A 25,398-nucleotide genomic window follows, 5' to 3' on the forward strand; every position below is an offset into this window, starting at 1 on the left:
TAGAGGCGCCGCGGCGTGTCGACCTGCATCACCCGCCCGCCCGCGATCACCGCGATGCGGTCCGACATCGTCAGCGCCTCGCGCTGGTCGTGGGTGACGTAGATCGTCGTCATGCCGAGCTGGTCGTGCAGTTCGCGCAGTTCGATCTGCATGCGTTCGCGCAACTGCCGGTCGAGCGCTGAGAGCGGCTCGTCCATCAGCACGATGCGCGGCTCGAACACGATCGCGCGCGCGAGCGCCACGCGCTGCCGCTGCCCGCCCGAGAGTTCGTGCACGCGGCGCGGGCCGTAGCCGGAGAGCTGTACCAGCGCGAGCGCGGCGTCGACGCGGCGGGCGATGTCCGCCGCCGCCACGCGGCGGAGCTTCAGCGGATAGGCGACGTTGGCCGCGACGTCGAGATGGGGGAAGAGCGCGTAGTTCTGGAACACCATTCCGACGTCGCGCTTGTGCGGCGGCATGCGCACGACCTCGGTCGTGCCGAACTTCAGGCTGCCGGCGTCCGGGCGGATGAACCCGGCGAGCGCCATCAGCAGCGTGGTCTTGCCCGAGCCGGACGGCCCGAGCAGCGTCAGGAACTCCCCGCTCGCGACGTCGAGGTCGACGTGGTCGAGCGCAACCTGCGGCCCGTAGGTCTTCCGCAGGCCCCGGACCGTGATCGGAATGGCCGGCCCGCCGGCCGGCGGGCCTGCGCCGTCGCGAGCCTTCATCGCCGCCGGCGCGTGTCCGCCGCTCACTCCGTCAGCATGTTCTGGTAGAGCTCGGCGGCCCGCGCCTCGTTCTTGATGTACCAGTCCAGGTTGACCGGAATCTGCTTCGCGGCGTTCTCCGGCGACGACGGCAGGCGCTTCGCGTAGGCGGCGTCGATCGTCCCGAGTTCGTAGGCCTTCTTGTTGGTCGGCCCGTAGGTGATGTACTTGGTGAACTCCGCCTGGTAGGCCGGCTTCACGATCTCGGCGAGGAACTTCATCGCGGCGGCCTTGTTCGGAGCGTCCTTCGGAATCGCGAAGCAGTCGTAGTCGAGGAGTCCCTGGTTGTAGGTGTAGGCGACCTTCCCGCCGTCCTTGGCGACCACGTCGAAGCGCCCGTTCCACCCGGTGGTCATGTCGACCTCGCCGTCCTTCATGATCTGCGCGTGCTGCGCGCCCGACGACCACCAGATCGCGACGTGCGGCTTCAGTTCCTTGATCTTGCGGATCGCGCGCTCGATGCCGCCGGGCTGCGACAGCACCTCGTAGACCTTCGCCGGCGGAACACCGTCGGCCATCAGCGCGGGCTCCAGCGCGCCGGCGACGCTCTTCCGGTAGGCGCGCTTGCCCGGGAACTTCTTCACGTCCCAGAAATCGGCCCACGACCGCGGGCCCTTGTCGCCGTAGGTCTTCGTGTTCCACGCGAGGACGGTCGAGAACACGTCGCCGCCGACGCAGTACTCGCCGGCGAACCCGGGCAGGAAACTCGACGCGTCGATGACCTTGTAGTCGAGCTTCTCGAGCAGCCCCTCGGCGCCGGCCCGGGCCGCGCTGCCCGAACCGCTCGCGACGACGTCCCAGGTATTGGCGCCGGCCTTCATCTTGAGGCGCAGGTCGCCGATCCCGGTGTAGGTCTCCTCCTTCACCTTCATCCCGAGCGCCTTCGCGGCCGGCTGGAACAGGGCCTTCGACTGGCCGTCCTGGTAGGAGCCGCCGAACGAGACGACGGTGATCTCCTGCGCGTGCGCCACGCCGAGCCCCGCGGCGAGAGCGAGGGCGACGCACGACGCGGCGATACGCTGGATCGACATGACGATTCCTCCTGTGGGATGGGGATGCGCCGCGGATCGGTCGCCGCGCCGCGCCCAGTCTTGCGGGTACATGGACCGCTGGAAAGGGCCATTATGAACGCTCGCCCAGTCCGCTTTGCGCGTCCTGTCCGGGCCGCCACGGCCTCGGTCCGGCCATGGCCGGGGACGCCCTCGCGCCATCAGCCGAGCTCGCTCACCTGCCGGTGCGCGGCGGCGAGCCAGTCCGGACGGATCTCCACGCCCCAGCCCGGCTCGCCCGGCAGCGTCACCTTGCCGTCGACGACGCGAAACGGCGAGCGCACGAACAGGCCCTCCTGCCACGGATTGAAGTCGGCGCCTTCGATCGACAGCTCGAGGTACCTGCCGGGGTTGGGAATCGCGGAGAGCAGGTGCATCGTGAACAGCGTGACCATCGTGAGGTTGGCGCTGTGCGGCGTGCACGGCAATCCCGCCTCCGCCGCGAGGCGCGCGACGCGCAGCGTGCGCACGATGCCGCCCATGTAGCAGACGTCCGGCTGGACGACGTCGACCGCGCGCATCGCGATCATCTGCTTCCAGGTCGGCAGCCAGCAGTCCTGCTCGCCGCCGGTGACGTCGAGGTCGAGCGCATCGCGCACCGCCTTCGTCTGTTCGAGCTCCCAGTACGGGACCGGTTCCTCGTAGTGTTCGACGCCGTGATCCTCGAGGAGGCGCCCCACCTCGATCGCGCGCGGCACCGAGAATCCGCTGTTGGCGTCGACCAGCAATGCGGCATCGTCGCCGAGCGCCCGGCGTACCGCCGGGACGATCGCTTCGGTGCGCCCCGGCCACTCGTCGACGTCGTGCCCCGCCTCCGCGCCCACCCGGAACTTGAACGCGTCGAAACCATGGCGGTCGCGCAGCGCGACGAAGCGCGCCGCCTCGTCCTCCGGACGGATGTCGCGGCGCATCGACGACGCGTACGCGCGCAGTTCGCGCCGGGTGCCCCCGAGGAGTTCGCTTACGCTCCTGCCTTCGGCCTTGCCGCGCAGGTCCCACAGCGCGGTCTCCACGCCGCCGATGGCGCGGTACAGGTGCGAACCGGGAAACTTGAGCTCCTTCTCGAAGACGTGGTCGACGAGGCCCTCGGGATCGAACGCGTCGCGCCCGAGCGCCCACGGCGCGACCTGGCGGTGGAGGACCGCGCAGCTCAGGTCGGCGCAGTAGGGCGCGACCTGCCCGAAGCCGGCGGTGCCGTCGTCGGCGGTGACGCGCACGATGCCCACGAACTCGGTGGCGAAGGTCTCGATGCGGGCGATCTTCATGCGCGCGGCAGGCTCGGTCGTGCGGGAGTGGCGATGATGCGCGGCGCAATGGACTGCCCGACAGGTCCATTCTGGACATTCCGTGATACCGTTTCGGCCTCCTCCACGGCGATCATCGGCATGGTCAAGCGCGCCGGCGGCGCACTGCTGCTCTCGGTTCACCTCGACCATGCGTCGAAGCGCCCGGTCAGCACGCAGCTCTACGTCCACCTTCGCGACCTGATCCTGTCGGGCGGCTTCGCGTCGGGCGAGCGCCTGCCTGCGAGCCGCATGCTCGCGCGCGACCTCGGCGTCTCGCGCACCACGGTGATCGAGGCGTTCGATCGCCTGACCGCCGAAGGGCTCGTCGCGTCGCGCGTGGGTGCCGGCACGTTCGTCTCGAAGGCGCTCGGGGCCGCTCGGCCCATGCCGTCGGTCGACGCCAACGCCGCCGCCACGAAGCCTCCGCGACTGTCCCGCTCCATGACCCGCTCGGTGGAGCGTTTCGGCGAGCGCCAGCGGCTGCCTTCGGCGCCGCGCGCGTTCACGACGGCGTTGCCCGCCTTCGACGCGTTTCCGATGGCGCAATGGTCCCGCCTGTCGGCGAAGCACTGGCGGCGCGCCCGCAACGACGTGATGGGCTACGGCGAGCCCTTCGGCCACGCGCCGCTGCGCCGGGCGATCGCCGCGCACCTGCGCGCCAACCGCGGCATCGGCTGCGACGCCGAACAGATCTTCGTCGTCGCGGGCGCGCAGCAGGCGTTCTCGCTCATCGGGTCGGTGCTGCTCGATCCCGGCGACCGCGTATGGTTCGAGAATCCCGGTGCCATCGGTGCGCGCAACAGCCTGATCGCCGCAGGCGCCGAACTCGTGCCGGTGCCGGTGGACGCGCAAGGTCTCCGGGTCGACGAGGGCCTGCGCCGCAGCCCGCGCTTCCGCCTCGCGTTCGTCACGCCCTCGCACCAGCAGCCGCTCGGCGTGGTGATGAGCCTCGAACGACGCTTCGCGCTGCTGCAGGCCGCCGCGCGCGCCGGCGCCTGGATCATCGAGGACGACTACGACGGCGAGTTCTCGTTCGGCGGGACGCCGCTGCCGACGCTGAAGAGCGTGGACACGACCGGACTGGTGATCTACGTCGGCACCTTCAGCAAGTCGCTGTTCCCGTCGCTGCGGCTGGGCTACCTGCTCGCGCCGCCCTCGCTCGTCGACACGCTGCGCTCGCTGATGAGCAAGCTGATGCACGGCGTGCCGACGGTCGTGCAGGCCGTGGTCGCCGACTTCATCGACGAAGGGCATTTCGCCTCGCACCTGCGTCGCATGCGCCGCATCTACGCGGAGCGCCACGACGCGCTGTGCGACGCGGCGGATCGACGGCTCCGCGGACTGCTCGACGTCGTGCGCGGCCAGTCCGGCCTGCACACCATCGGCCACCTGCGCGAGCGCATCCCCGAGCGTGCGGCGAGGGAGGCCGCGCACGAGCGGGGTGTCACCGTGTCGACGATCGACCGCTTCGCGCTCGCCCGCGTGTCCGCGCGCGGGCTCGTCCTCGGCTTCGGCGGCGTGCGTCCGCCCGAGATCGAGGCCGGCGTCGACACGCTCGCCGAGGTGCTGGACGGGCTCGCGCGCGGCTGAAGTGGCCCGCGACCCGGACGAGAATGGACCTGCCGGAACGCCCCTCCCCCGTGGCACGCTCGCGCCCCATGATGGAGTGCGATCCCGGGCGCCGATGACGCCGTTCGACTACGTGATCGTCGGCGGCGGCACGGCGGGCTGCGTGCTGGCTGCCCGGCTGACCGCGAACGGCCGGTATCGCGTGCTGCTGCTCGAGGCGGGCGGCAGCGACGACCGCTTCTTCGTGCGCATGCCGATCGGTTACGGCAAGTGCTTCCACGACGCGCGCGTGAACTGGCGCTACCGCACCGAGCCGGAGGCGAATCTCGCCGGCCGGAGCGGCTACTGGCCGCGCGGGCGCATCCTCGGCGGCTCGGGATCGATCAATGCGATGGTCCACGTGCGCGGCCATCCCGCCGACTACGACCGCTGGGCCGCGGAGGGGAACGAGGGCTGGGCCTGGCGCGACGTGCTGCCGGTGTTCCGCGCGCTGGAGGACGCACCGCACGGCGCCTCCGCGTGGCGCGGGTCGGGCGGGCCGTTCGCGGTGAGCGACATCCGGTCGCAGGCGCACCCGCTGTGCGCCGCGTTCCTGCGCGCCGGCGCCGAACTCGGCTTTCCCGCGAACGACGGCTTCAACGGAGAAACGCAGGAAGGCGTCGGCCACTACGAGATCGCGGTGCGTGACGGCCGCCGCGTGTCGTCGGCGACGGCCTATCTCGCCCCGGCGCGCTCGCGCGCGAACCTCGCCGTCGTCACCGGCGCGCAAGCCGTCTCGATCGGATTCGACGGCATGCGGGCGCGAACGGTCGACTACCGGCTGGGCGGAGAGCGCCGCACGGTGCGCGCGGCGCGCGAGATCCTGCTGTGCGCGGGCTCCATCAACTCGCCGCAGCTCCTGCAGCTCTCGGGGGTGGGCCCGGCAGCGTTGCTGCGCGAATTCGCCGTCCCGGTGGTGCGGGACCTGCCCGCGGTGGGCGAGCACCTGCACGATCACCTGTGCATCGACTACGTGTACCGCGCGAACGTCCCGTCGCTCAACGAAGTCCTGCGGCCGTGGTCGGGCCGGCTGCGCGCGGGATGGCGCTACCTCGTCCACCGCGACGGGCCGCTCGCGATGTCGGTGAACCAGGCGGGCGGCTTCGTGCGGTCGCGCGATGGCCTCGATGCGCCCGATCTCCAGCTCTACTTCTCGCCGCTGTCCTACACGCGCCCGACGCCCGGCAAGCGCGCGTTGCTGCGTCCCGACCCGTTCCCCGGATTCCTGCTGTCCGCGCAACCCTGCCGGCCGGCGAGCCGTGGCCGCATCGCCCTCGCGTCGAACGATCCGTTCGCGCCGCCGCGCATCGAGCCCCATTCGCTCGAGGCGCCGCAGGATCTCGATGATCTGGTCGCCGGCGCGCGGCTGTTGCGGCGCCTCGCCGCAGCGCCCTCGCTCGCCGCGGTCGTCGAGCGGGAAATGGCGCCCGGTCCGGGCGTGCGCGACGACGATCAGGCGTTGCGCGAGGACATCCGCGAGCGCGCCTCGACCGTGTTCCACCCGGTAGGCACCTGCCGCATGGGTCCGGAACCCCGCACGGCGGTCGTCGACGCACGGCTGCGGGTGCACGGCGTCACCGGCCTGCGCGTCGTCGACGCGTCGGTCTTTCCTTCGATCACCTCGGGCAACACCCATGCCCCGGTGCTGATGGTGGCCGAGCGCGCCGCCGACTTCGTGCTCGAGGCTGCCGCAGGAACGCCATGACCGCCGCACCGACCCCGACCTTCGCTCCGTGGTGGTGGGAGCGCGTGCCTCGTCCCGTCCTGCCCGCCGCGCCGATCCCGCGCGAGTGCGACGTCGCGATCGTCGGCTCCGGGTACACCGGACTGCACGCCGCGCTCGTGACCGCGCGCGCCGGACGCCACACGCTGGTCTTCGACGCCGAGGACGCCGGATTCGGCTGCAGCACGCGCAACGGCGGGCAGATCTCGACCAGCGTCAAGCCGTCGTTCGCCGCGCTGGCGAAACGGCACGGAGAGAAGCGGGCGTTCGAGATCATGAAGGAAGGCCAGCGCTCGCTCGCGTTCGTCGGCGACTTCGTGCGCAACGAGGCGATCGACTGCGACTTCGGCGTGGTGGGCCGCTTCCACGCCGCCCACAATCCCGCGCAGTACGAGGCGCTCGCGAAGAGCGTGTCCGCGCAACCGAGGGGGCTGGAGGTTCCGGCGCACATCGTGCCGCGCGCCGAACAGCGCTCCGAGATCGACACCGACGCCTACCACGGCGGCGTCGTCTACGAAGCGCACGCGTCGATCGACCCGGCGCGCTACCACCAGGGCCTGCTCGAGCGGGTGACGGCGGCGCAGGCGCAGATCACGGCGCGCTCGCCGGTGATCGCGATCGAGCGGGACGGCGACCGGTTCCGCGTGCGGTCGGAGCGTGGCAGCACGCTTGCGCGCGAGGTGGTCGTCGCGACGAACGGGTACTCGGGCGCGCTGCTGCCGTGGCTGCGCCGCCGCCTGATTCCGATCGGCAGCTACATGATCGCGACCGAGGAATTGCCCGCGACGCTCACCTCGACGCTGATACCGCGCAACCGCATCGTCAGCGACTCGCGCAAGGTCGTGTTCTACTACCGGCTCTCCCCGGACCGCCGCCGCATCCTCTTCGGCGGGCGCGTCTCGGTGCGGGAGACCGATCCCGCGGTGAGCGGCCCGCTGCTGCGCGCGGACCTGGTGAAGATCTTTCCGGCGCTCGCCGAGGTTCGCATCTCGCACTCGTGGTGCGGCTTCGTCGCCTACACCTTCGACGAACTGGCGCACCTCGGCATCCACGAGGGCATCCGCTACGCGGCGGGCTACTGCGGTTCGGGCGTGGGCATGGCGAGCTACCTCGGCATGCGCCTGGGCCAGCAGGCGCTGGGGCTGCCCGACGGCCGGACCGCTTTCGACGGCCTGCCGTTCGCCACCCGGCCGTTGTATTCCGGCAACCCGTGGTTCCTCGCCCCGGCGGTGCGTTACTACCGGTTGCGTGACCGCCTGCCGATCTGATGCCGCGGCGCGATGGGCGCGTCGCGCATCCGTGCGGTTGCGCCACCTTTCGCTAGGGCGTTTCCGGGACACCCCCGCGGCCGGCACGTCCCGCGCCCGGCGGCCGTGTCGTCCACGGCGGACCCGATTGCTGCGCCATGTCGTAGCCCGACTCGTAGAGCCGACCCATCGCGACCGGATCGAATACCTCCTCGCCGTCGATCTCGACGGTCTCGGGAATGGTGATCCAGTGGAAGCCCGCGCCGTCGCGCCCGGCGGCCGCGAAGACCCGGAAGAGATCGCCCACGACCGCCGAACGCGCCGCCGCGTCGAACGAACGGAGCGCGATCGAGCGGAGCGAGCGCCGCGTGACGTCGGCGCTGGGCATGAGCTGGCCGTTGTGCACGATGTAGAGCTCATCGCGCGCGCTGACCCTCCCCGCGCGCACCCGCGCGTCGGCGAAACTCAGCACGCCCGCATTCCAGAACAGGTTGGCCGCGACCGCGCCGTCCACGTGCATCTCGTCGTACACCCGTCCGCCTGCCTCGACGTCGAAGAACACCGGCGGAAAGGCGACCGGCACCGACGCGGACGCGAGCATGATCCGGCGGAACAGGTTCACCGCCTCGGGCCGCCGGCTCGACGCGATGAGCCCCATGTTCCAGACGACGAAGCGCTGCGCATCGAGGTCGACCGAACCGATGTAGAGCCGGCGCCCCGAGGCGTGCGCGCGCGCGACCGCCGCCAGGAATGCCTCGTCGACGAACTGCGCGATCATGATCTGCAGCGGAGCGGTGTCGGCGAACGACTCGCCGCCGAAGAGCTGCGGCAGGATCGACAGCATCCGGAAGATGTGGCTCGACGACGTCGTCGTGTAGAACGTGCGCAATTCGTCGTCGTGCTTCGGTCCGAGGAACACGAACGGCGCCATCAGCGCGCCGGTCGACACGCCGGTCACCACCTTGAACACGGGCCTCGTGCCCGACGCGGTCCAGCCATTGACGAGTCCCGCGCCGAACGCGCCGTTCGGCCCGCCGCCCGACAGCGCGAGATGCGCGTACCGGACCACGCCGTCCCGGTCCGCCGGGAAGTCCTTCGGAGACTCCTGCGCGAACGAGCGCTCGAAGTCCGCTTCGAACGCGGCGTTGCGTCGGCCCGCCGTCGCCCGAACGTCGGGCATGCCCGGAATGGCCGCCTGCGCCATCAACTCCGGTGGCACGGCGTTGCGCGGCAGGACCGCGCATCCGGCGACCGATGCGAGGACGAGCACCGTGGCGAGACGCCCGAGCCCACGGACCCGGTCCGACCACCGCTTCCCGGTCATGCGGCGTCCATCGCGTGCGTCAGGGCTTCAGCCCGTTCAGTTCGGCCCATCCGGTCCACATGATCTGCACGCCGATGCACAGCAGGATGAACGCCATCAACCGCGTCATCACCATCGTCCCGATGCTGCCCAGCCGCTCGAGCACCCACGCGGAATTCTTGAAGATCAGGTACAGGATGACCGACACGAGCGCCGCGCCCGCCGCGGCCACGAGGGCGCCGGCGAGGTAGAGCACCGGCGCGGTCTTGTCCAACTGCGCTCCGAGGGCGATCGACGCCGCGATGGTGCCCGGCCCGGTCGTCAACGGGAAGGTCATCGGGTAGAAGCTTCGCCGGACGAGCTCGTAGTTCGACATCGACGACGCCTCTTCGGCAGCCGCGTTGCGGACATCGTCGTCCGCGTCGCTGTGCAGCATCCGCCACGCCGCGGCCGCGAGCAGCAACCCCCCCGCGACCCGCACCACCGGCAGCGAGATGCCGAAGAGCGCCAGCACGTAGGTGCCGATCAGCATGCAGGTCACCAGCACGATCCAGCTGTTGATCGCGATCTGGCGCGCGAGCCGGGACGCGAGCACCGGACTGCGCCCGACCGACGCGACGAAGATCGGCGCCGTGCCCAGCGGATTGATGATCGGCAGGAGCGTCATCGGCACCAGGAGCAGTGCCTTGGTGAATCCTGCGACGAGAACGAGAAGGTCCAGGGTCGGTCGACGATGACAGGCGCCCGGGGCGGCGCGACAGGGCGAGCCTACCTTCGTTCCCTCCGGTCGTCGAGACGACGACACGGACGAGTCGGTTGAGGTCTGAAGGATTTCGTGCCGGCGAGACGACCCGGCCGCGGGGTAAAATGCCGGACGATCTCCCGCTCGACCACCGTCCCGCGGAACCCGGACCCCATTGCCGGACATCCCGATGAAACTTCCCTTGCTGGTCCTGATGGGCGCGATGCTCGCCGGATGCACGGTCGGGCCGGACTACGTGCGCCCGGTCACCGAGGCCCCCGACCGGTGGCGCATCGACTACCCGAAGGCCGCCGAGGTTGCCGATACGGCGTGGTGGGAGCAGTTCGGCGACCCGGTGCTGAACGACCTCGTCGAGTCGGCGCTGCGCGAGAACCGCGACGTGCGCATCGCGGCGGCCCGCATCGAGCAGTTCGCCGGCGCCTCGGCCGCGACGCGCTCGCAACTCTTCCCCCAGGTCGGATACGGCGCCAACGTCAACCGCGCACGCGCGAGCCGCGAGGGATTCCCGCCGATTCCGCAGCCGGCCGACAACCACTTCACGCTCTACCAGGCGCAGCTCGGCGCCGCGTGGCAGCTCGACCTCTTCGGCCGCGTGCGCCGCCTTTCGGAGGCCGCGCAGGCGCAGGTATACGCGAGCGAGCAGGCGAAGCGCGGCGTCGTGCTCACCGTCGTGTCCAATGTCGCCGCGAGCTACATCGGGTTGCGCGCGCTCGACCGCCAACTCGAGATCGCGCGCACGACGTCGGCCAACTTCGCCGAGACCGCGCGCATCTTCAAGCTGCGCTTCGATCACGGCCTCGTGTCCCAGACCGAGGTGTCGCAGATCGACTCGCAGTACCAGCAGGCGCTCGCCGCGATCCCGGCGCTCGGGCAACGCATCGCGGCGCAGGAGAACCTGATCTCGATCCTGCTCGGACGTCCGTCGGGCGCCATTCCCCGCGGGAAGACGATCGGTGAGCTCGTCGCGCCGGGCATTCCGGCCGACCTGCCGTCGACGCTGCTGCTCCGGCGCCCCGACATCCTTCAGGCCGAGCAGAACCTCGTCGCGGCCAACGCCAACATCGGAGCGGCCAAGGCGTTGTACTTCCCGGACATCTCGCTCACCGCCGCGCTCGGCAGCGCGAGCACGGCGTTCGGCAATTTCCTCACCGGTCCGGCGATGACCTGGGGCCTGATCGCGGGACTGACCGGGCCGATCTTCACCGCCGGCGGCATCGCGGGCCAGGTCCAGGCGGCCGAAGGCGGGCGCGAGGCGGCGCTCAACGCCTACCAGCTCACGATCCTGAACGCGTTCCGCGAGACCAACGACGCGCTCGCCGGCACGCAGAATCGCCTCGAGGAATCCGGCAGGCAGGCGGTGCGCGTCTCCTCGCTCGCCGAATCGGCGCGGCTGTCGCGGCTGCGCTTCGACAACGGGCTCGCGAGCTACGTCGAGGTGCTCATCGCCGAGAACGAGCTGTTCGCCGCGCAACTCGCCCTCGTCGGCACGCGGGCGGACCGCTTCGTCCAGGTGATCGGCGTCTATCAGGCGATGGGCGGCGGCTGGGTCGATCTCGCCGATGCGAAGACACCGCGCCCGCTCGGCGTCGCCGCCACCCGCATGCCCTGATGCAACCTTGGTGCCCGTGGGTCGGGCTTCAGCCTGACGCCTTTCGCTTCGATTCGGCGCGAATCCGTCAGCCTGAAGGCTGACCCACGAGAACCGTCCGTCGGCGCTCGATGCGCCGCGCATCCGCGAGTAGCGCAGGGCTTTCCTAATTCACCGGCACGCCGATGTCCGAACGAATGCGCTCGAGCACGTAGGGCATGAACGGGTTCGACTGCAGGCGCGTGAGCGCATCGACGCTGACGACGAGCGCGCCGCGCTCTCCGCGTGGCGCGATCGCGCCGAGCCGCACGCCGAAGTCCTCGCCCGGATCGGGCGCGAGCCCGTAGAGTCCATCGTCGGCCGGGAACGGCAGCGCGATGTGCGAGAGCGAGAACACGTCGGGCGGAAACGCGAGGCCGAGCGCACGCAACCGTTCGTCGGCGCTGCCGCCCTCGACTCGGCGTTCGACCACCTCGCGGGTGTCCGGCGATGCGTTGCTGACGACCGATACGGCGTAGCTGCGCGGCGGCGCCGGCAGCAGCGCGGCCGGCGAGCGGGCCTCCGCGGCACGCAGGAGCGGCCCGTAGCGGACGTTGCGGTTCAGGTCGAACAGCACGAGTTCGCTGCCGTTCCTCGGCAGCACCGAATAGAGCGCATCGACGATCGCGCTCGTGCTGACGGTGAAATCGACCACCGATTGGAACGTGAGCACCGGCGGCAGCGCGGCGAGCGCGCCCTCCTTCGCACGGCGGGCGATCTTCTCCTGCAGCGCCGCCGCGACGAGCGACGACTGGCGGGCGCCGTTGACCGGGAACGAGTTGAACTTGAACGGATTGAACTCGGGCACGACGTCGAGCCACGCCGCCTTGGCGTACCTCGACAGGGCCGCGGGCCAGCCGAGCACGCCCGCGAAGCGCGCCATCTCGGTGATGCCGATCATCGGCGAGAGCAGCACGATGCGCGTCGGGCGCGCGAGCTTCGCGTCGTCGAGCGCGTCGAGCGCGTACTTCATCGCGAGCGCGCCGCCGTTGGAGTAGCCGACGAGGTGGAGCGGCTTGCCGGGACCGGCCCGGCGGACCGCCTCCCTCACCGCGAGCCTCGCGGCGGCGGTCCAGTCCTCCCAGTGCACCCGCGCCAATCCGGCCGGCACGGTGCCATGGCCGGGCAGCCGGATCGCCACGGCGACGAAGCCCGCGTCGCGGTAGAGCTTCGCGACGTGACGCGAGCTGTACGGCGAGTCGGTGAGTCCATGCAGGAGCACGACCGCGCCTGCCGGCGGACCCGCCGGCTCCAGCACGAACGAGCGGTTCCAGTCCTGCGCGAATCGCCCGGGAAACATCGGCGCGCCGTCGAAATAGCGGTTCGCCGGAACGCGGTCCTCGGGCTCGAGTTTCTGCGTGACTTCGCGTTGCACCTCGTCGAACGCCGCCGCTTCGGCCGCGAGGTAACCGGCCCAGTCGCTGCGGTCGATCGCCGCGGCATCGAGTTCCTGCGGCGCGAACGTGTGCCAGAGCCGGAGCGGCGGCCCCTGCTGGACCTGCCACGCGCGCAATGCGAGCACGGCCGCGAGCGCGACGACGGCGACGACCACCAGCCACTTGACGATGGAGAGAATCCGGAGCATGGGAACCGCACGGGAAACGGAGCGCGATTGTAGGCGAAAGGCGCACCTGGCGCTATGATCCGCGTGCCGCCTGACGAACCTTCATGCACGAACGATTCCCGACGCTCGTCCAGGGCGCCTTCCTCGCGGTCCTCATCGGCTGGGTGCTCTACATCGGCCGGCCGGTCTTCGTGCCGGTCGTCTTCTCGGTCCTCGTCGTGTACGTGATCCTCGGGCTCACGCGCCAGCTCGAGCGCGTGCCGCGCCTCGGGCGCGCGATGCCGCCCTGGCTGCGGCTCGCGCTGTCGATCGCCGCCATGACGATCGCGCTCGTCGTGACCTTCGCGGCGGTCGCGCGCTACGCGGACGCCATGCGAGCGCAGGGACCGCAGTTCCTCGAGTCGCTGCTCGTGAAGATCCAGCGCGCGTCTGCGCTCCTCGGGGTCGAGGGCGAGCCGACCTGGGCGACGCTGCGCCGCGAGGTCCTCGGCCAGGTGAATCTCCAGCGCGTGGTCGGCGCGACGGTCGCCTCGCTCACCTCGATCGCCGCGACGATGGTCTTCGTGTTCATCTGCGCGTCGTTCCTGCTGATCGAACGTGCGACGTTGAGCGCCAAGATCGACCGGCTCGCCGCCAGTCCGAAGGACGCCACGCGCATCCGGCAGGTCGCCACCGACATCAACACCCGGATCGGGGCCTATCTCGCGCTCAAGACCTTCCTGTCGGTGCTGCTCGGCGGGGTGAGCTGGGCGATCATGGCCTTCTTCGGCCTGGAGTTCGCGCCGCTCTGGGCGGTCCTGATCGGCCTGTTGAACTTCATTCCCTATCTCGGGTCCATTCTCGGCGTCGTCGCCCCGGCGCTGATGGCCATCGTCCAGTTTCCCACGATGGACGAGGTGATCGGACTCGTGCTGGTCCTCTCGATCGCCCAGTTCGTCATCGGCAACGTCCTCGACCCCTACATCATGGGCAACTCGCTCAACCTGTCGCCGTTCGCGATCCTCGTGGCGCTCACCGTCTGGGCCGCGCTCTGGGGCATCGCGGGGGCGTTCCTCGCGGTGCCGATCACGGCGGCGGCGGTGATCGTTCTCTCCGAGTTTCGCGGGACGCGCCCGATCGCCATCCTGCTCTCGCGCGATGGCCGGCTCTGACGCCGCGGCGCCCCCGGGTCGGGTCGCGCACGTGCTGCGCGGACTGGCGATGCTCTTCGTGCTGCCGGTGCTGGTGCTCGCCCACGCGTGGGCGACGCTCGCGATCTGGTTCGCGCCGCAGCCTTCGGAGGCCTGGCTGCGCGGATGCCTCGCGCTCATGTTCGCGCTCGTCGGCGGCTGGGCGCTGTTCCGGTCGAATCGATGGCGGGTGCGCGCGGCCTACGCAGCCGTCTTCTTCGCGATCCTGGCGGGCTGGATACTCCTGGTCCAGCCGCTCGACCGCCGCGACTGGCGCGAGGAGGTCGCGGTCCTGCCGCGCGCCACGGTCAACGGCGACCTCGTGACGATCACCGGTGTGCGCGACTTCGACTACCGCTCGCGCGACGACTTCACGCCGCGCTACGAGACGCGCCAGGTGCGGGTCTCGCACATCACCGGCATCGACTTCTACATTTCCTTCTGGATGAAGGGCCCGATCGGGCACACGTTCCTCTCCTTCACCTTCGACGACGCGCCGCCGCTCGCGGTCTCGATCGAGACGCGACCCGAAAAGGGCGAGGGTTTCGACCCGCTCGCCTCGCTGTTCCGCAGGTTCGAGCTGATCTACGTCGTCGGCGAGGAGCGCGACCTCGTGCGCCTGCGCACCAACTTCCGCGACGAGGACGTGTTCCTCTACCGCCTGAACGTGTCGCCGCAGGCGGCGCAGGCATTGTTTCGCGAATACGTCCGGCGCATCAACGAACTCGCCGACCGGCCCGAGTTCTACAACCTGCTCTCGAACAGTTGCACGGTCAACATCGTCCGCTACGCGAACCTCGCCGGGCGCCAGGGCGGCTGGTCGATCCGGCACTACTTCAACGGCTGGATCGACCGTTACTTCTACGACGAGGGCTACCTCGACTCCGACCTGCCGTTCGCCGAACTGCGCCGCCGCTCCGACATCACGGCGGTCTCGAAGGCCGCGGGCGACGGGCCGGACTACCCGCAGAAGATCCGCGCCAACCTTCCGACGATACGGCGGGCCGCGCCGGGTTAACCCCCGGCGTCGTCGTCCCAGCGCGGCTTGCGCTTCTCGAGAAACGCGCCCACGCCCTCCGCGGCATCGGGCCCGAGCATGTTGCGCGTGATCGCCTTGCTCGCGAGGCCGTAGGCGTCCGCGAGCCGCGCCTCGAGCTGCGCGTAGAACAGCGCCTTGCCGGCGGCGATCACGTCGCGCGGCTTCGCCGTCATGGCGCCGACGAGCCGCGCGAGTTCCGCGTCGAGCTCGGCGGGCGCGACCACACGGTTGACGAGCCCCCAGTCGAGCGCGGTCGGCGCGTCGATGAACTCGCCGGTGAACAGCATCTCGAACGCGCGCTTGCGCGAGAGGTTGCGCGACAGCGGCACGCCGGGCGTCGCGCAGAACAGCCCGAAGTTGATGCCCGAGGTCGCGAAGCGCGCGTCGCTCGCCGCGACCGCGAGGTCGCAGGCCGCGACGAGCTGGCAACCGGCCGCGGTCGCCGTGCCGTGCACGCGCGCGACCACCGGCTGCGGCAGCGCCGCCATCGCCAGCATGACGCGGCTGCAGGCGTCGAACAGGCCGCCGATGAACTCCTCGGTGCGGCAGGCCATCATCTCTTTCAAGTCGTGGCCGCCGGAGAACGCTGGGCCGTTGCCGGCCACGACGACCGCCCGGATCCTGCGGTCGCGCGCGATGTCTTCGAGCGCGGAATGCATGGCGTCGAGCATGCCGCGCGAAATGGCGTTGTACTGCTTCGGACGGTTCATCGTGAGCCGGGCGACGCCGGCCTCGACGGACAGGAGCACCGGCGGCTCGGCCACCGCCTCGGGACGCGCGCGTTCGTTCACAGGCACCTCCATGTTGTCGTGGTTTGCCGCGGCTGCGGGAACCTGCGGGGGTAGACTCGCGGCGAGCCCGGGCGAGCCTTCACTCGATCGCCTGCGTGGACTTCGCGCGTTCGCGCAGCACGAACTTCTGGATCTTGCCGGTCGAGGTCTTCGGCAGTTCGCAGAACTCGTAGCCCTTGGGCACCTTGAACCCGGCCAGGTGCTTGCGGCAGTGGGCGTTCAGCTCGTCGGGCGTCGCGTTCGAGCCCGGTTTCAGCTCGACGTAGGCGCGCGGCGTCTCGCCCCACTTCGGGTCCGGCTGCGCCACGACCGCCGCCGCCATCACCGCCGGGTGCCGATAGAGGACGTCCTCGACCTCGAGCGAGCTGATGTTCTCGCCGCCCGAGATGATCACGTCCTTGCTGCGGTCCTTGATCTTGACGTAGCCGTCGGGTTGGAGCACCGCGAGGTCGCCCGAGTGGAACCACCCGCCGGCGAACGCTTCGGCGGTCGCGTTCGGATTCTTGAGGTAGCCCTTCATCGTGATGTTGCCGCGGAACATGATCTCGCCCATGGTCTCGCCGTCGCGCGGGACTTCGGTCATCGTCTCCGGGTCCATCACGGTCATGCCCTCCTCGAGCGTGTAGCGCACGCCCTGGCGGCCGTTGCGCTCGGTGCGCGCGCCGATGTCGAGGTCGGCCCACGCGGCGTGCTTCGCGCACACCGACGCGGGGCCGTAGGTCTCGGTCAGCCCGTAGACGTGCGTCAGGTCGAAGCCGATGCGCTCCATGCCCTCGATCATCGACGCCGGCGGCGCCGCCGCCGCGACGAGCCCCGACACGCGGTGATCGATCCCGCGGCGCAGTTCGTCGGGCGCGTTGACCAGCATCGAATGCACGATCGGCGCGCCGCAATAGTGGGTCACGCGGTGCTCGCGGATGGCGTCGAGCATCGCCTTCGCCTCGACCCGCCGCAGGCAGACGTTGGTGCCGGCGTTCGCCGCCATCGTCCAAGGGAAGCACCAGCCGTTGCAGTGGAACATCGGCAGCGTCCACAGGTACACCGAGTGCCTCGGCATGCCCCAGTCGACGATGTTCGAGATCGCGTTCAGGAGCGCGCCGCGGTGGTGGTAGACGACGCCTTTCGGATTGCCGGTGGTGCCCGAGGTGTAGTTGAGCGAAATAGCGTCCCACTCGTCCTGCGGCGGACGCCACGCGAACGCCGGGTCGCCCTCCGCGAGGAGCGCTTCGTACTCGATCGCGCCGAGCCTCGCGGCGGGTTCGTTCGCGTTCGGCCCTTCGGGATCGGCGACGTCGATCACGAGCGGCTTCGCCTTCACCAGCGCGAGCGCCTTCGCGACCAGCGGAGCGAACTCGGTGTCGGTGACGAGCACCTTCGCCTCGCCGTGCCCCAGCATGAAAGCGATCGCCTCCGCGTCGAGCCGCGTGTTGAGCGTGTTCAGCACCGCCCCGGTCATCGGGACGCCGAAATGCATCTCGACCATCTCCGGCGTGTTCGCGAGCATCGCGGCGACCGTGTCACCGTGACCGACGCCGCGCCTCGCCAGCGCGGAGGCGAGTCGCCGGCAGCGCGCGTAGGTCTCGCCCCAGGTGGAGCGCCGCTTGCCGTGAATGATCGACGGGTGGTCGGGCCACACCTCGGCGGTACGCGCGATCAGCGAGAGCGGGGTGAGCGGCGCGTAGTTGGCCGCCTGGCGGTCGAGGCCGCGGGCGTAGGGGTTCGGCATGCGATCCATCCGATCGAGGCGCTGTCCCGTATGCTAGCAGGGACGGCGACGGCGGGGCTCCTCGCGCGAGGCCGCGCGCGGCCCTTGCCGCGTGTCCCCGCCTTCCGCTACCGTCGCCAATCCACCGGACATCGACCATCATGGGCCACCGACTCTCGAAGATCGTCACGCGCACCGGCGACGCCGGCACGACCGGCCTGGGCGACGGCAGCCGCGTCGCCAAGGACGCCACCCGCATCGAGGCGATCGGCACCGTCGACGAACTCAATTCGACGATCGGCGTGCTGCTCGCGGAAGCCCTGCCGCAGCCGATCACCGCCTGCCTCGTCGATGTGCAGCACGACCTCTTCGACCTCGGCGGCGAGTTGTCGATTCCCGGTTACTCCGCCGTCGCGAACGCCCATGTCGAGCGCCTCGAGGAGCGCATCGAACACTTCAACGCGCCGCTCGCGCCGCTGAAGGAGTTCGTGCTCCCCGGCGGCACGCGCCCCGCCGCGCTCGCGCACGCCGCGCGCACCGTCTGCCGGCGCGCCGAGCGCGCGGTGGTGCACCTCGCCCACGCCGAGGAGGTATCGGAGTCCTCGCGCCGCTACCTGAACCGGCTCTCCGACCTGCTGTTCGTGATGGCGCGCGCGTTGAATGCAAACGCCGGCCGCGCCGACGTGCTCTGGCAGAAGGATCGCGCCCGCGGCGGCACGCCGTCCGCCTGATTCCTCCGGCGAGCGGAGGCGGCGTGGTAGCCTCGCCGTCGACTTTCACCTCCGTGGACCGCATGGCGAACGTATTGCTGGGCTGGGAAATGGGTGCGGGCCTCGGACATGCCGGGCGCCTGAAGCCGCTCGCCGTCGAACTCGCGCGCCGGGGCCACCAGCCGGCGATGGCGCTGCGTGACCTCGTCCATCCGCGCCGCCTGCTCGCCGACCTCGACTGTCCCAAGCTGCAGACGCCGGCGTGGCTGCACCGGATGGTCGGCGCGCCCCAGATTCCCGCGAGCCTCGCCGAGATCCTGATGGGCTACGCGTACATGGACGTGAACTCGCTCGAGGGCCTCGTGCTGGGCTGGCGCGACCTGATGCGGGTGACCCGCGCGGACCTCGTGGTCACCGATTACGCGCCCACGGCGACCATCGCCGCGCGCATGCTGGACATTCGCGTCGTCGCCGTCGGGCCGGGCTTCTGGATTCCGCCGGCGGAAGGACCGCTGCCGGACATTCGCGACTGGGCGCCTGCGCCGGCGAAGCGATTGCAGGAGAGCGAGGCCACCATCCTCCGGACGGCGAACGAAGTCCTGGCACGGCACCGGGGACGTCCGTTCACGCGCGGCAGCGAACTCTTCCGCGGCGACCGGGCACTCCTGTGCGCGTGGCCCGAGTTCGATCACTACCAGCGCAAACAGTTGCCGGAGGGCGAACGTTGGTACGGCCCGAACTACCTGCCCGGCTCGGGCGTGGAACCCGATTTTCCGCCGGGCGAGGGTCCGAAGGCGTTCGCCTACGTCAAGAGCGGGTTCTCCGATCACCCCGCCGTGCTCCAGGCGCTCGCCGCGGCCGGGTGCCGCACCCTGTGCTACCTGCCCGACGTCGCGACCGGCAAGAAGCCGCCGGTGCCGCATCCTTCGATCCGGTACGCGACCGGTCCGGTGAACCTCGCGAAGGCGTTCGACGGCGCCGCGCTGTGCGTGTGCCACGCCGGCGGCGCGACGATGGTGCAGGCGCTCCTCGCCGGGGTGCCGTGCCTGCTGTTGCCGACCCAGAACGAGCAGTTCCTGCTCGCCCGTTGCGTCGAGCGCACCGGCGCCTGCGTCAACGCGGGCGCGCGGCCCGCGCCGGTCGACTACCGGGCGATCATCGCGGAACTGTCGGCCGACGGTCGCGCACGCGAGGCTGCCCGCGCGTTCGCGCTGCGGCATCGCGATTTCTCGCATGAACAGCAGACCCGCGACCTCGTCGATGCCATCGAGCAGGAGGCAGGCGTCAGGAGTCAGGAGTCAGTTGACAGGTGACAGTGGCGCCGGTGTCTGCGGTGGCGGCGCGTCTTGCGCCGATGCGAAGGCCTTGTGGGTCGGCCTTCAGGCCGACGGGGTTCGACCCATCGAGGCCGAAGGCATTCGGCTGAAGCCGGACCTGCGAGCAACGCAGGGAGAACCTCGCCCGGTACCGGCGCCGGAAATCGCACGAGCCGGCAGCCCGAAGGCTGCCGGCCCTGCGCGCTTCTCTGGGGGAGAGGAGCGATGAACCCTCGGGTTACCCGCGCTTCGCCGCCACGGCGTCGGACGCGTTCGCGTGCGCGCGCTCGCCGACGACCTCGATGCGCCCGGGCCGGATCTCGACTTCGGTCGCGCCGCGCGCGGCGATCGTCTCGAACGCGTTGCCGGCATCCGGCAGCAGACGTCCGGCCACCCACGACGCGCCGCCCGGCATCGCGGCGCCCAACGTGAGCGCGGTCAACGCGAACGACAGGACGAGTGCGCCGGCCTGGACGAACGCCGGCTGCGGATCCTGGGTGCGGTTGCGGGTCGTCATGGCAGCAGTCTCCTGGTTTCGCGTCCCGCCCGGCTTCCGGCCCCGGCGGGTGTCGTCGATGAGATGCCGCGAGTGCGCATTCCGGATTCACCGGGTGCCGCCGCGGCTCGCGTCGTCGTCGTAACGGACTCTAGGGAGCCGCCGTGGTCCCGCCAAGGCCAACGCGACGAAGCGCCCGGTTCGCCGGACGAAACGCCGCCGGCGGGCGACCGACCGGAACGCCGGTCGACCCGGCAGCGGGGACTGCGCCCTGCGTCGTCGTCAGCGACGACGCGTCACGGGCGGCGGATGCGCTGGTCGATGGCCCCGAAGATCGACCGCCCCGCATCGTCCAACATCTCGATGCGGATGCGATCGCCGAAGCGCATGAACGGCGTCGCCGGCGCACCGGCGACGATGGTCTCGACGGTGCGCTGCTCGGCGATGCACGAATAGCCGATGCCTCCGGCCGACGCGGGACGTCCGGGACCGCCGTTCTCCTTGTTCGACACCGTGCCCGAACCCACGATCGTGCCGGCGCGAAGTTCGCGCGTCTTCGCGGCGTGCGCGACGAGCCGCGGGAACGAGAACGTCATGTCGACGCCTGCCTCCGGCCGGCCGAACAGCGATCCGTTGAGCGTGGAGACGAGCGGCCGGTGGACCTTGCCGTCGCGCCACGCGGCGCCGAGTTCGTCGGGCGTGACCGCGACCGGCGAGAACGACGACGCGGGCTTCGACTGCAGGAAGCCGAAGCCCTTCGCGAGTTCCGCCGGGATCAGGTTGCGCAGGCTCACGTCGTTGACGAGCATCACGAGACGCACGTGCGCGAGCGCGTCGGCCTCCGCGATGCCCATCGCCACGTCGCCGGTCACCACGGCGACCTCGGCCTCGAAGTCGATGCCGTAGGCCTCGTCCGCCACGACGACGTCCTCGCAGGCGCCGAGCATGCGGTCGGACACGCCCTGGTACATCAGCGGATCGGTCCAGAACTCCGGCGGCATCGCGGCGCCGCGCGCGCGGCGCACGAGTTCGACGTGGTTCACGTAGGCCGAGCCGTCCACCCACTGGTAGGCGCGCGGCAGCGGCGCCATCGCGCGCGCAGGATCGAACGGGTGCGCGTCTTGCAGCCGCCCGGCGTCGAGTTCCGCGGCGATCGCAGACAACGCTGGCGCAACGCGCGTCCAGTCGTCGAGCGCGGCCTGCAGCGTGCGCGCGATCTCGGGTACCTCCACGGAGCGCGAGAGGTTGCGCGCCACGACGACGAGCCTGCCGTCGCGGGTGCCGTCGGCGAGCGTCGCGAGCTTCATGCGGACGCCCCTCCGCCGGATCGCTCCGACGACGCAGCCCCCCGAGGGGAGGCCGCCGCAGGCTGCTCCGGGGGCACCTTGTCCCCGCGCGGCCGCAGCGCATAGCCGTCCGCGCGGTCCTCCATCTCCCATCCGGAGGCGTGCAGCGCCGCGCGCAGGCGATCGGCCTCCGCCCACGCCTTGTTCCGGCGTGCCGCGAGGCGCGCCTCGGCCAGCATCTTCACGTCAGCGGGTGCGTCGACGCTCTTCGGGGTCCACGCGGCGAGCCCGAGCCCGAACACGTCGTCGAAGCGCGCGAGCGTGGCGCGCTTCACCACCGGCGCGAGGTCGCCGCGCAGCACCTCCCAGGCGAGCGCGAGCGCGCGCGGCAGGTTCAGGTCGTCGTTGATCTCGTCGCCGAAGCGTTCGAGCGACGCCGCGTCGGGTGACGCATCAGCCGAGGGCAGCGCGTGGAATCCGTGGCGCATCCGGTCGAGGCCCGTCGCCGCGGCGTCGAGCGCCTCCCAGGAGAAATTGAGCTGGCTGCGGTAGTGCGCGGTGAGGCAGAGATAGCGGTAGGCGAGCGGGTCGACGCCGCGCTCGTCGAGCGTCGCGAGCCGCAGGAAGCCTCCGGCGGACTTCGCCATCTTGGCGTCGTTCGCCAGCAGGAAGTAGCCGTGCATCCAGAAGTTCGCGAGCCGCCGGCGATCGCGCGGAACCTCCGGCCGGCTCGCGAGGCGGCCTTCGGTCTGCGCGATCTCGTTGGTGTGGTGGACCGGGATGTGGTCCTCGCCGCCGCAGTGGATGTCGAAGTAGTCGCCGAGATACTTCTGCGCCATCGCCGAGCACTCGATGTGCCAGCCGGGAAAACCGCGGCCCCAGGGGGAATCCCACTCCATCTGGCGCGCCTCGCCCGGAGGAGAGAACTTCCACAGCGCGAAGTCGGTCGCATGGCGCTTCTCGCCCAGGTCGACACGGTGGCCGGCCTCGAGGCCGGCGACGTCGAGGCGGGCGAGATAGCCGTAGTCGTCGAGCTTCGCGGTATCGAAGTAGACGCCGTCGGAGGTCACGTACGCGAATCCGTTCTTCTCGATCTCGGCCACGAACGCGATCTGCTCGGCGACGTGGTCGGTCGCGCGGCACAGCACCGTCGGCGGCAGCAGGTTCAGGCGTTTCGTGTCGGCGAGGAACGCTTCGGTGTAGTACGCGGCGACCTCCCACGCGGTCTTGCCGGTGCGCCGCGCGCCCTTCTCGATCTTGTCCTCGCCCTCGTCCGCGTCGGAGACGAGGTGGCCGACGTCGGTCACGTTCATCACGTGGTTCACGTCGTGGCCGTTCCAGGTCAGGACGCGCTTCAGCACGTCCTCGAACAGGAAGGTGCGGTAGTTGCCGATGTGCTGGTAGTCGTAGACGGTCGGGCCGCAGGTGTAGAGGCCGACCGGGCCCGACGCGGCGAGCGGCTCGAACGGCCGGACGCGGCGTTCCCAGGTGTCGTAGAGCGCGAGGGGTCGGGGCATCAACGAAAAAGCCGCCGGTCCGGTCGGGACGGCGGCTTTCCTCGGGTGGGCGAAGAACGGCTGGCGCGCCGGCGATCAGGCGGGAGCGACGGGGCGACAGGGAGCGCGGACCATGCCTGCATGGTAGCGTCATCGGGCGCGCCGAAGCAAGCCCGCGGCGTCACAGCGCCTTCGCCATCACAAAGTCGTCCATGACGAAACCGCCGCCGATGTCGGCGACGACCTCGTCGCGGATGGCGAAGCCGCAGGCCCGGTAGGCGGCGATGGCCTTGGCGTTGTGCTTGTTCACGTTGAGGATCAGCGCGCCGGATCGGTCGGCGCGCGCGGCCGTCTCGACGTGTTCGATCAGCCGGCGACCGCCGCCCGTGCCTCGCGCGGACGCGAGCACGTAGAGTTTGTCGAGCTTCGTGGTGGCGGGCTCATCCGCCCGGCACCACGCGGCGAACCCCGCAGGCGACCCACCGACGACGAGGATCGCGAGGCCCGCGCCCTCGTCGTGCACGAAGGCACCGAGCGCCTCGGCCGAATAGCCGCGCGCGAGCATGTAGTCGATCTGCGCGTGCGAGATGATCGCCGGATAGTGCTCGCGCCAGATCACCTCCGCGAGCGCGGCGACGACGGGAATGTCGTCCACGGTCGCGGCGACGATGTCCTGCGGAGCGAGGGGCGGCACCATCGTGATCGGGATGCGGGCCGGGAGCCTACCACGCTCCCGGTACAATCGCGCCTCCGGGCACTCCCCCTTCGCGCACCTTCGCCCCCGCCTCCTTGCTCGCCTCCCTCCCCCGCAGCGCCTGGGTGCTGGTCGTCGCGCTGGCATCGGTGGCGTGGTTCTCCGGTCTCGACCTGCGCAAGCTGCACCACCCCGACGAGGGCCGCTACGCGGAGATCGCGCGCGAGATGAACGTCTCCGGCGACTGGCTCACGCCGCGGTTGAACGGCATCAAGTACTTCGAGAAGCCGCCGCTGCAGTACTGGGTGACGGCGGCCTCGTTCCGGATCTTCGAGACCGACCAGTGGACCGCGCGTCTCGCGCCCGCCGTCGCGGGTTTCACGACGATCTTCGTCGTCGGCTTCACGACCGCGGCGCTCGCCGGACCGACCGCCGGCGCCTACGCGGCGCTCGCGCTCGCGGGCTGCATCTGGCATCTGCTGCTCGCCCACATCGTGACGCTCGACGCCCTGCTCGAGTTCCTGCTCGCCTGTGCGCTCTGCTCGTTCCTGCTCGCGAACCGCGAAGGCTTGTCGCGCCCGGCGGTGCGGGGCTGGATGCTCGCGGCCTGGGCCCAGATCGCGCTGGCCACGCTCACCAAGGGACCGGTCGCGCTCGCGATTCCCGGCATGGCGCTCGTCGCCTATTCGCTCCTCACGCGGGACTGGGGGCCGTGGCGGCGCCTGCATCCGGTGATCGGGCTCGCGCTGTTTCTCGCCATCGCGGCGCCGTGGTTCGTGATGGTGTCCGCGGCGAACCCCGGGTTCGCCGACTTCTTCTTCGTGAACGAACACTTCCGCCGCTTCGCCACCGACGAGGCGAAGCGGCCAGGGCCCTGGTGGTACTTCGTCCCGATCCTCGCCGCAGGCCTCGTGCCCTGGGTCTCGATCGCGCCGTGGACCTGGCGCGGCGCCTGGCGCCAGAGCGCCGTCGGGAACGGCTTCCGCTGGCAGGCCTTCTGCCTCGCCTGGGCCGGCGTCGTGTTCGTGTTCTTCTCGATCTCCCGCTCGAAGCTGCCTTCGTACATCCTGCCGATGTTCCCGGCGCTGATGATGGTGCTGGGCCACTCGCTCGCCTCGATGCCGGCGAACCGGATCGCCTGGCTGCTGCGGCCGTTCGCGATCGGCACCGCCGTGCTCCTCGTGCTCGTCCTCGTCGGATTCGAGCCGATGGTTCCGCATTTCGCGGACGGACGCACGCCACAGGAGTACCTGGCGGCCTACGTGCCTTGGGCGAAGCTCGGCGCGGCCCTCTTCGCCGCCGGGGCGCTCGCGGGCTGGTGGTGGATGAGCCGCGGCGACGACCGTTCGCGGACGCTCGGGCTCATGGCGATCGCGCTGGGCTCGCTCTTCGCGTTCCAGGTGCTGATCGTCGGGTTGGACGTCTTCCGCGCGACGCGCTCCGGATACGATATCCTGCGCGAGGCGAAGAACGCGCGCGGCGCGCCGCTCGACGCCTCGGTTCCGTTCTTTCAGATCGGCAGCTACGACCAGACCGTGCCGTTCTACCTCGGACGCCCGACGACGCTCGTCGCGTTCCGCGATGAATTCGCGATGGGCCTCGACATGGAGCCTGGACTTGCGATTGGGTCCGACGCCGAGTGGATCGCGACCTGGACCGCCCTGAAGGACGGTTACGCGCTCATGCCGCTCCCGGACTACCAGCGCTTCGTCGCGCAGGGCGTGCCGATGAAGGTGCTGGCCCGCAGTCCGCGGCGGGTACTCGTCTCCCGCCGGTGATC

General features: G+C 70.6%; 21 protein-coding genes. 9 read left to right on the forward strand and 12 right to left on the reverse strand.

Annotated elements, in window-relative coordinates; genetic code table 11:
- The 3 genes from HS109_13295 to HS109_13305 all read right to left on the reverse strand — a co-directional run.
- The coding region (locus HS109_13295; GenBank protein MBE7523345.1) for an ATP-binding cassette domain-containing protein at window positions 1-707 on the reverse strand (707 nt) is incomplete at its 3' end.
- A gap of 23 nt (window positions 708-730) precedes the next feature.
- Window positions 731-1,777, reverse strand: coding sequence for an ABC transporter substrate-binding protein (locus tag HS109_13300; protein MBE7523346.1), 1,047 nt, complete (start codon window positions 1,775-1,777; stop codon window positions 731-733).
- A 179-nt stretch (window positions 1,778-1,956) separates the two neighbouring features.
- Window positions 1,957-3,060 (reverse strand): mandelate racemase/muconate lactonizing enzyme family protein, encoded by a 1,104-nt coding sequence (locus tag HS109_13305; GenBank protein ID MBE7523347.1) that lies wholly within the window; start codon window positions 3,058-3,060, stop codon window positions 1,957-1,959.
- Window positions 3,061-3,180: 120 nt separating this feature from the next.
- Between HS109_13305 and HS109_13310 the strand changes: the two genes are divergently transcribed.
- The 3 genes from HS109_13310 to HS109_13320 all read left to right on the forward strand — a co-directional run bounded on the left by HS109_13310 (window position 3,181) and on the right by HS109_13320 (window position 7,680).
- The gene (locus tag HS109_13310) at window positions 3,181-4,671 is read left to right on the forward strand and encodes a PLP-dependent aminotransferase family protein (GenBank protein MBE7523348.1); all 1,491 of its coding nucleotides are present in this window, start codon (window positions 3,181-3,183) and stop codon (window positions 4,669-4,671) included.
- Window positions 4,672-4,765: 94 nt separating this feature from the next.
- Complete coding sequence (locus tag HS109_13315) at window positions 4,766-6,394, forward strand: GMC family oxidoreductase N-terminal domain-containing protein (protein ID MBE7523349.1); 1,629 nt, start codon at window positions 4,766-4,768, stop codon at window positions 6,392-6,394.
- Complete coding sequence (locus HS109_13320; protein ID MBE7523350.1) at window positions 6,391-7,680, forward strand: FAD-binding oxidoreductase; 1,290 nt, start codon at window positions 6,391-6,393, stop codon at window positions 7,678-7,680. Before HS109_13315 ends, HS109_13320 begins: the two co-directional genes overlap by 4 nt.
- Before the next feature lie 52 nt (window positions 7,681-7,732).
- Here the strand turns inward: HS109_13320 and HS109_13325 are convergent, their stop codons facing one another.
- On the reverse strand, window positions 7,733-8,863 hold the full coding sequence (locus HS109_13325) for a patatin-like phospholipase family protein (protein MBE7523351.1): 1,131 nt from the start codon (window positions 8,861-8,863) through the stop codon (window positions 7,733-7,735).
- Between the two features lie 139 nt (window positions 8,864-9,002).
- Window positions 9,003-9,629 (reverse strand): NAAT family transporter, encoded by a 627-nt coding sequence (locus HS109_13330; protein ID MBE7523352.1) that lies wholly within the window; start codon window positions 9,627-9,629, stop codon window positions 9,003-9,005.
- Between the two features lie 265 nt (window positions 9,630-9,894).
- On the opposite strand from HS109_13330, the gene HS109_13335 reads away from it, so the two are divergent.
- Window positions 9,895-11,334, forward strand: coding sequence for an efflux transporter outer membrane subunit (locus HS109_13335; protein ID MBE7523353.1), 1,440 nt, complete (start codon window positions 9,895-9,897; stop codon window positions 11,332-11,334).
- 145 nt (window positions 11,335-11,479) lie between these two features.
- On the opposite strand, the gene HS109_13340 is transcribed toward HS109_13335, so the two are convergent.
- Window positions 11,480-12,937 carry an alpha/beta hydrolase gene (locus tag HS109_13340; GenBank protein MBE7523354.1) on the reverse strand — a complete coding sequence of 486 codons (1,458 nt, stop codon included), beginning with the start codon at window positions 12,935-12,937 and terminating at the stop codon, window positions 11,480-11,482.
- Window positions 12,938-13,020: 83 nt separating this feature from the next.
- Here HS109_13340 and HS109_13345 point away from each other — a divergent pair, with 83 nt between their 5' ends.
- Both HS109_13345 and HS109_13350 read left to right on the forward strand, forming a co-directional pair.
- The gene (locus HS109_13345) at window positions 13,021-14,067 is read left to right on the forward strand and encodes an AI-2E family transporter (protein MBE7523355.1); all 1,047 of its coding nucleotides are present in this window, start codon (window positions 13,021-13,023) and stop codon (window positions 14,065-14,067) included.
- Window positions 14,054-15,103 carry a DUF4105 domain-containing protein gene (locus tag HS109_13350; GenBank protein MBE7523356.1) on the forward strand — a complete coding sequence of 350 codons (1,050 nt, stop codon included), beginning with the start codon at window positions 14,054-14,056 and terminating at the stop codon, window positions 15,101-15,103. Before HS109_13345 ends, HS109_13350 begins: the two co-directional genes overlap by 14 nt.
- Here HS109_13350 and HS109_13355 read toward each other — a convergent pair.
- Window positions 15,100-15,927, reverse strand: a complete 828-nt coding sequence (locus HS109_13355; GenBank protein ID MBE7523357.1) for an enoyl-CoA hydratase — start codon at window positions 15,925-15,927, stop codon at window positions 15,100-15,102. The genes HS109_13350 and HS109_13355 overlap by 4 nt on opposite strands.
- A 67-nt stretch (window positions 15,928-15,994) precedes the next feature.
- On the reverse strand, window positions 15,995-17,641 hold the full coding sequence (locus HS109_13360; GenBank protein MBE7523358.1) for an acyl-CoA synthetase: 1,647 nt from the start codon (window positions 17,639-17,641) through the stop codon (window positions 15,995-15,997).
- 140 nt (window positions 17,642-17,781) lie between these two features.
- On the opposite strand from HS109_13360, the gene HS109_13365 reads away from it, so the two are divergent.
- Entirely contained in the window at window positions 17,782-18,351 is a 570-nt protein-coding gene (locus HS109_13365) for a cob(I)yrinic acid a,c-diamide adenosyltransferase (GenBank protein MBE7523359.1), read from the forward strand.
- A 62-nt stretch (window positions 18,352-18,413) separates the two neighbouring features.
- Window positions 18,414-19,643, forward strand: a complete 1,230-nt coding sequence (locus HS109_13370; GenBank protein ID MBE7523360.1) for a hypothetical protein — start codon at window positions 18,414-18,416, stop codon at window positions 19,641-19,643.
- 241 nt (window positions 19,644-19,884) lie between these two features.
- Here the strand turns inward: HS109_13370 and HS109_13375 are convergent, their stop codons facing one another.
- The 4 genes from HS109_13375 to HS109_13390 all read right to left on the reverse strand — a co-directional run bounded on the left by HS109_13375 (window position 19,885) and on the right by HS109_13390 (window position 23,621).
- Window positions 19,885-20,163: a hypothetical protein gene (locus HS109_13375; GenBank protein MBE7523361.1), complete on the reverse strand. Its 279-nt coding sequence runs from the start codon at window positions 20,161-20,163 to the stop codon at window positions 19,885-19,887.
- 275 nt (window positions 20,164-20,438) lie between these two features.
- Window positions 20,439-21,449 carry a fumarylacetoacetate hydrolase family protein gene (locus tag HS109_13380; protein MBE7523362.1) on the reverse strand — a complete coding sequence of 337 codons (1,011 nt, stop codon included), beginning with the start codon at window positions 21,447-21,449 and terminating at the stop codon, window positions 20,439-20,441.
- Window positions 21,446-22,945, reverse strand: a complete 1,500-nt coding sequence (locus HS109_13385; GenBank protein MBE7523363.1) for a cysteine--tRNA ligase — start codon at window positions 22,943-22,945, stop codon at window positions 21,446-21,448. The genes HS109_13380 and HS109_13385 overlap by 4 nt, the downstream gene beginning before the upstream one ends.
- Before the next feature lie 160 nt (window positions 22,946-23,105).
- Window positions 23,106-23,621, reverse strand: a complete 516-nt coding sequence (locus tag HS109_13390; protein MBE7523364.1) for a GNAT family N-acetyltransferase — start codon at window positions 23,619-23,621, stop codon at window positions 23,106-23,108.
- Window positions 23,622-23,713: 92 nt separating this feature from the next.
- Here HS109_13390 and HS109_13395 point away from each other — a divergent pair, with 92 nt between their 5' ends.
- A complete protein-coding gene (locus HS109_13395; protein ID MBE7523365.1) occupies window positions 23,714-25,396 on the forward strand; it encodes a glycosyltransferase family 39 protein in 1,683 nt (560 codons plus the stop codon).
- The last annotated feature ends 2 nt before the right edge of the window (window positions 25,397-25,398 follow it).

This window comes from Burkholderiales bacterium (assembly GCA_015075645.1).
Classification (GTDB): domain Bacteria; phylum Pseudomonadota; class Gammaproteobacteria; order Burkholderiales; family Casimicrobiaceae; genus VBCG01.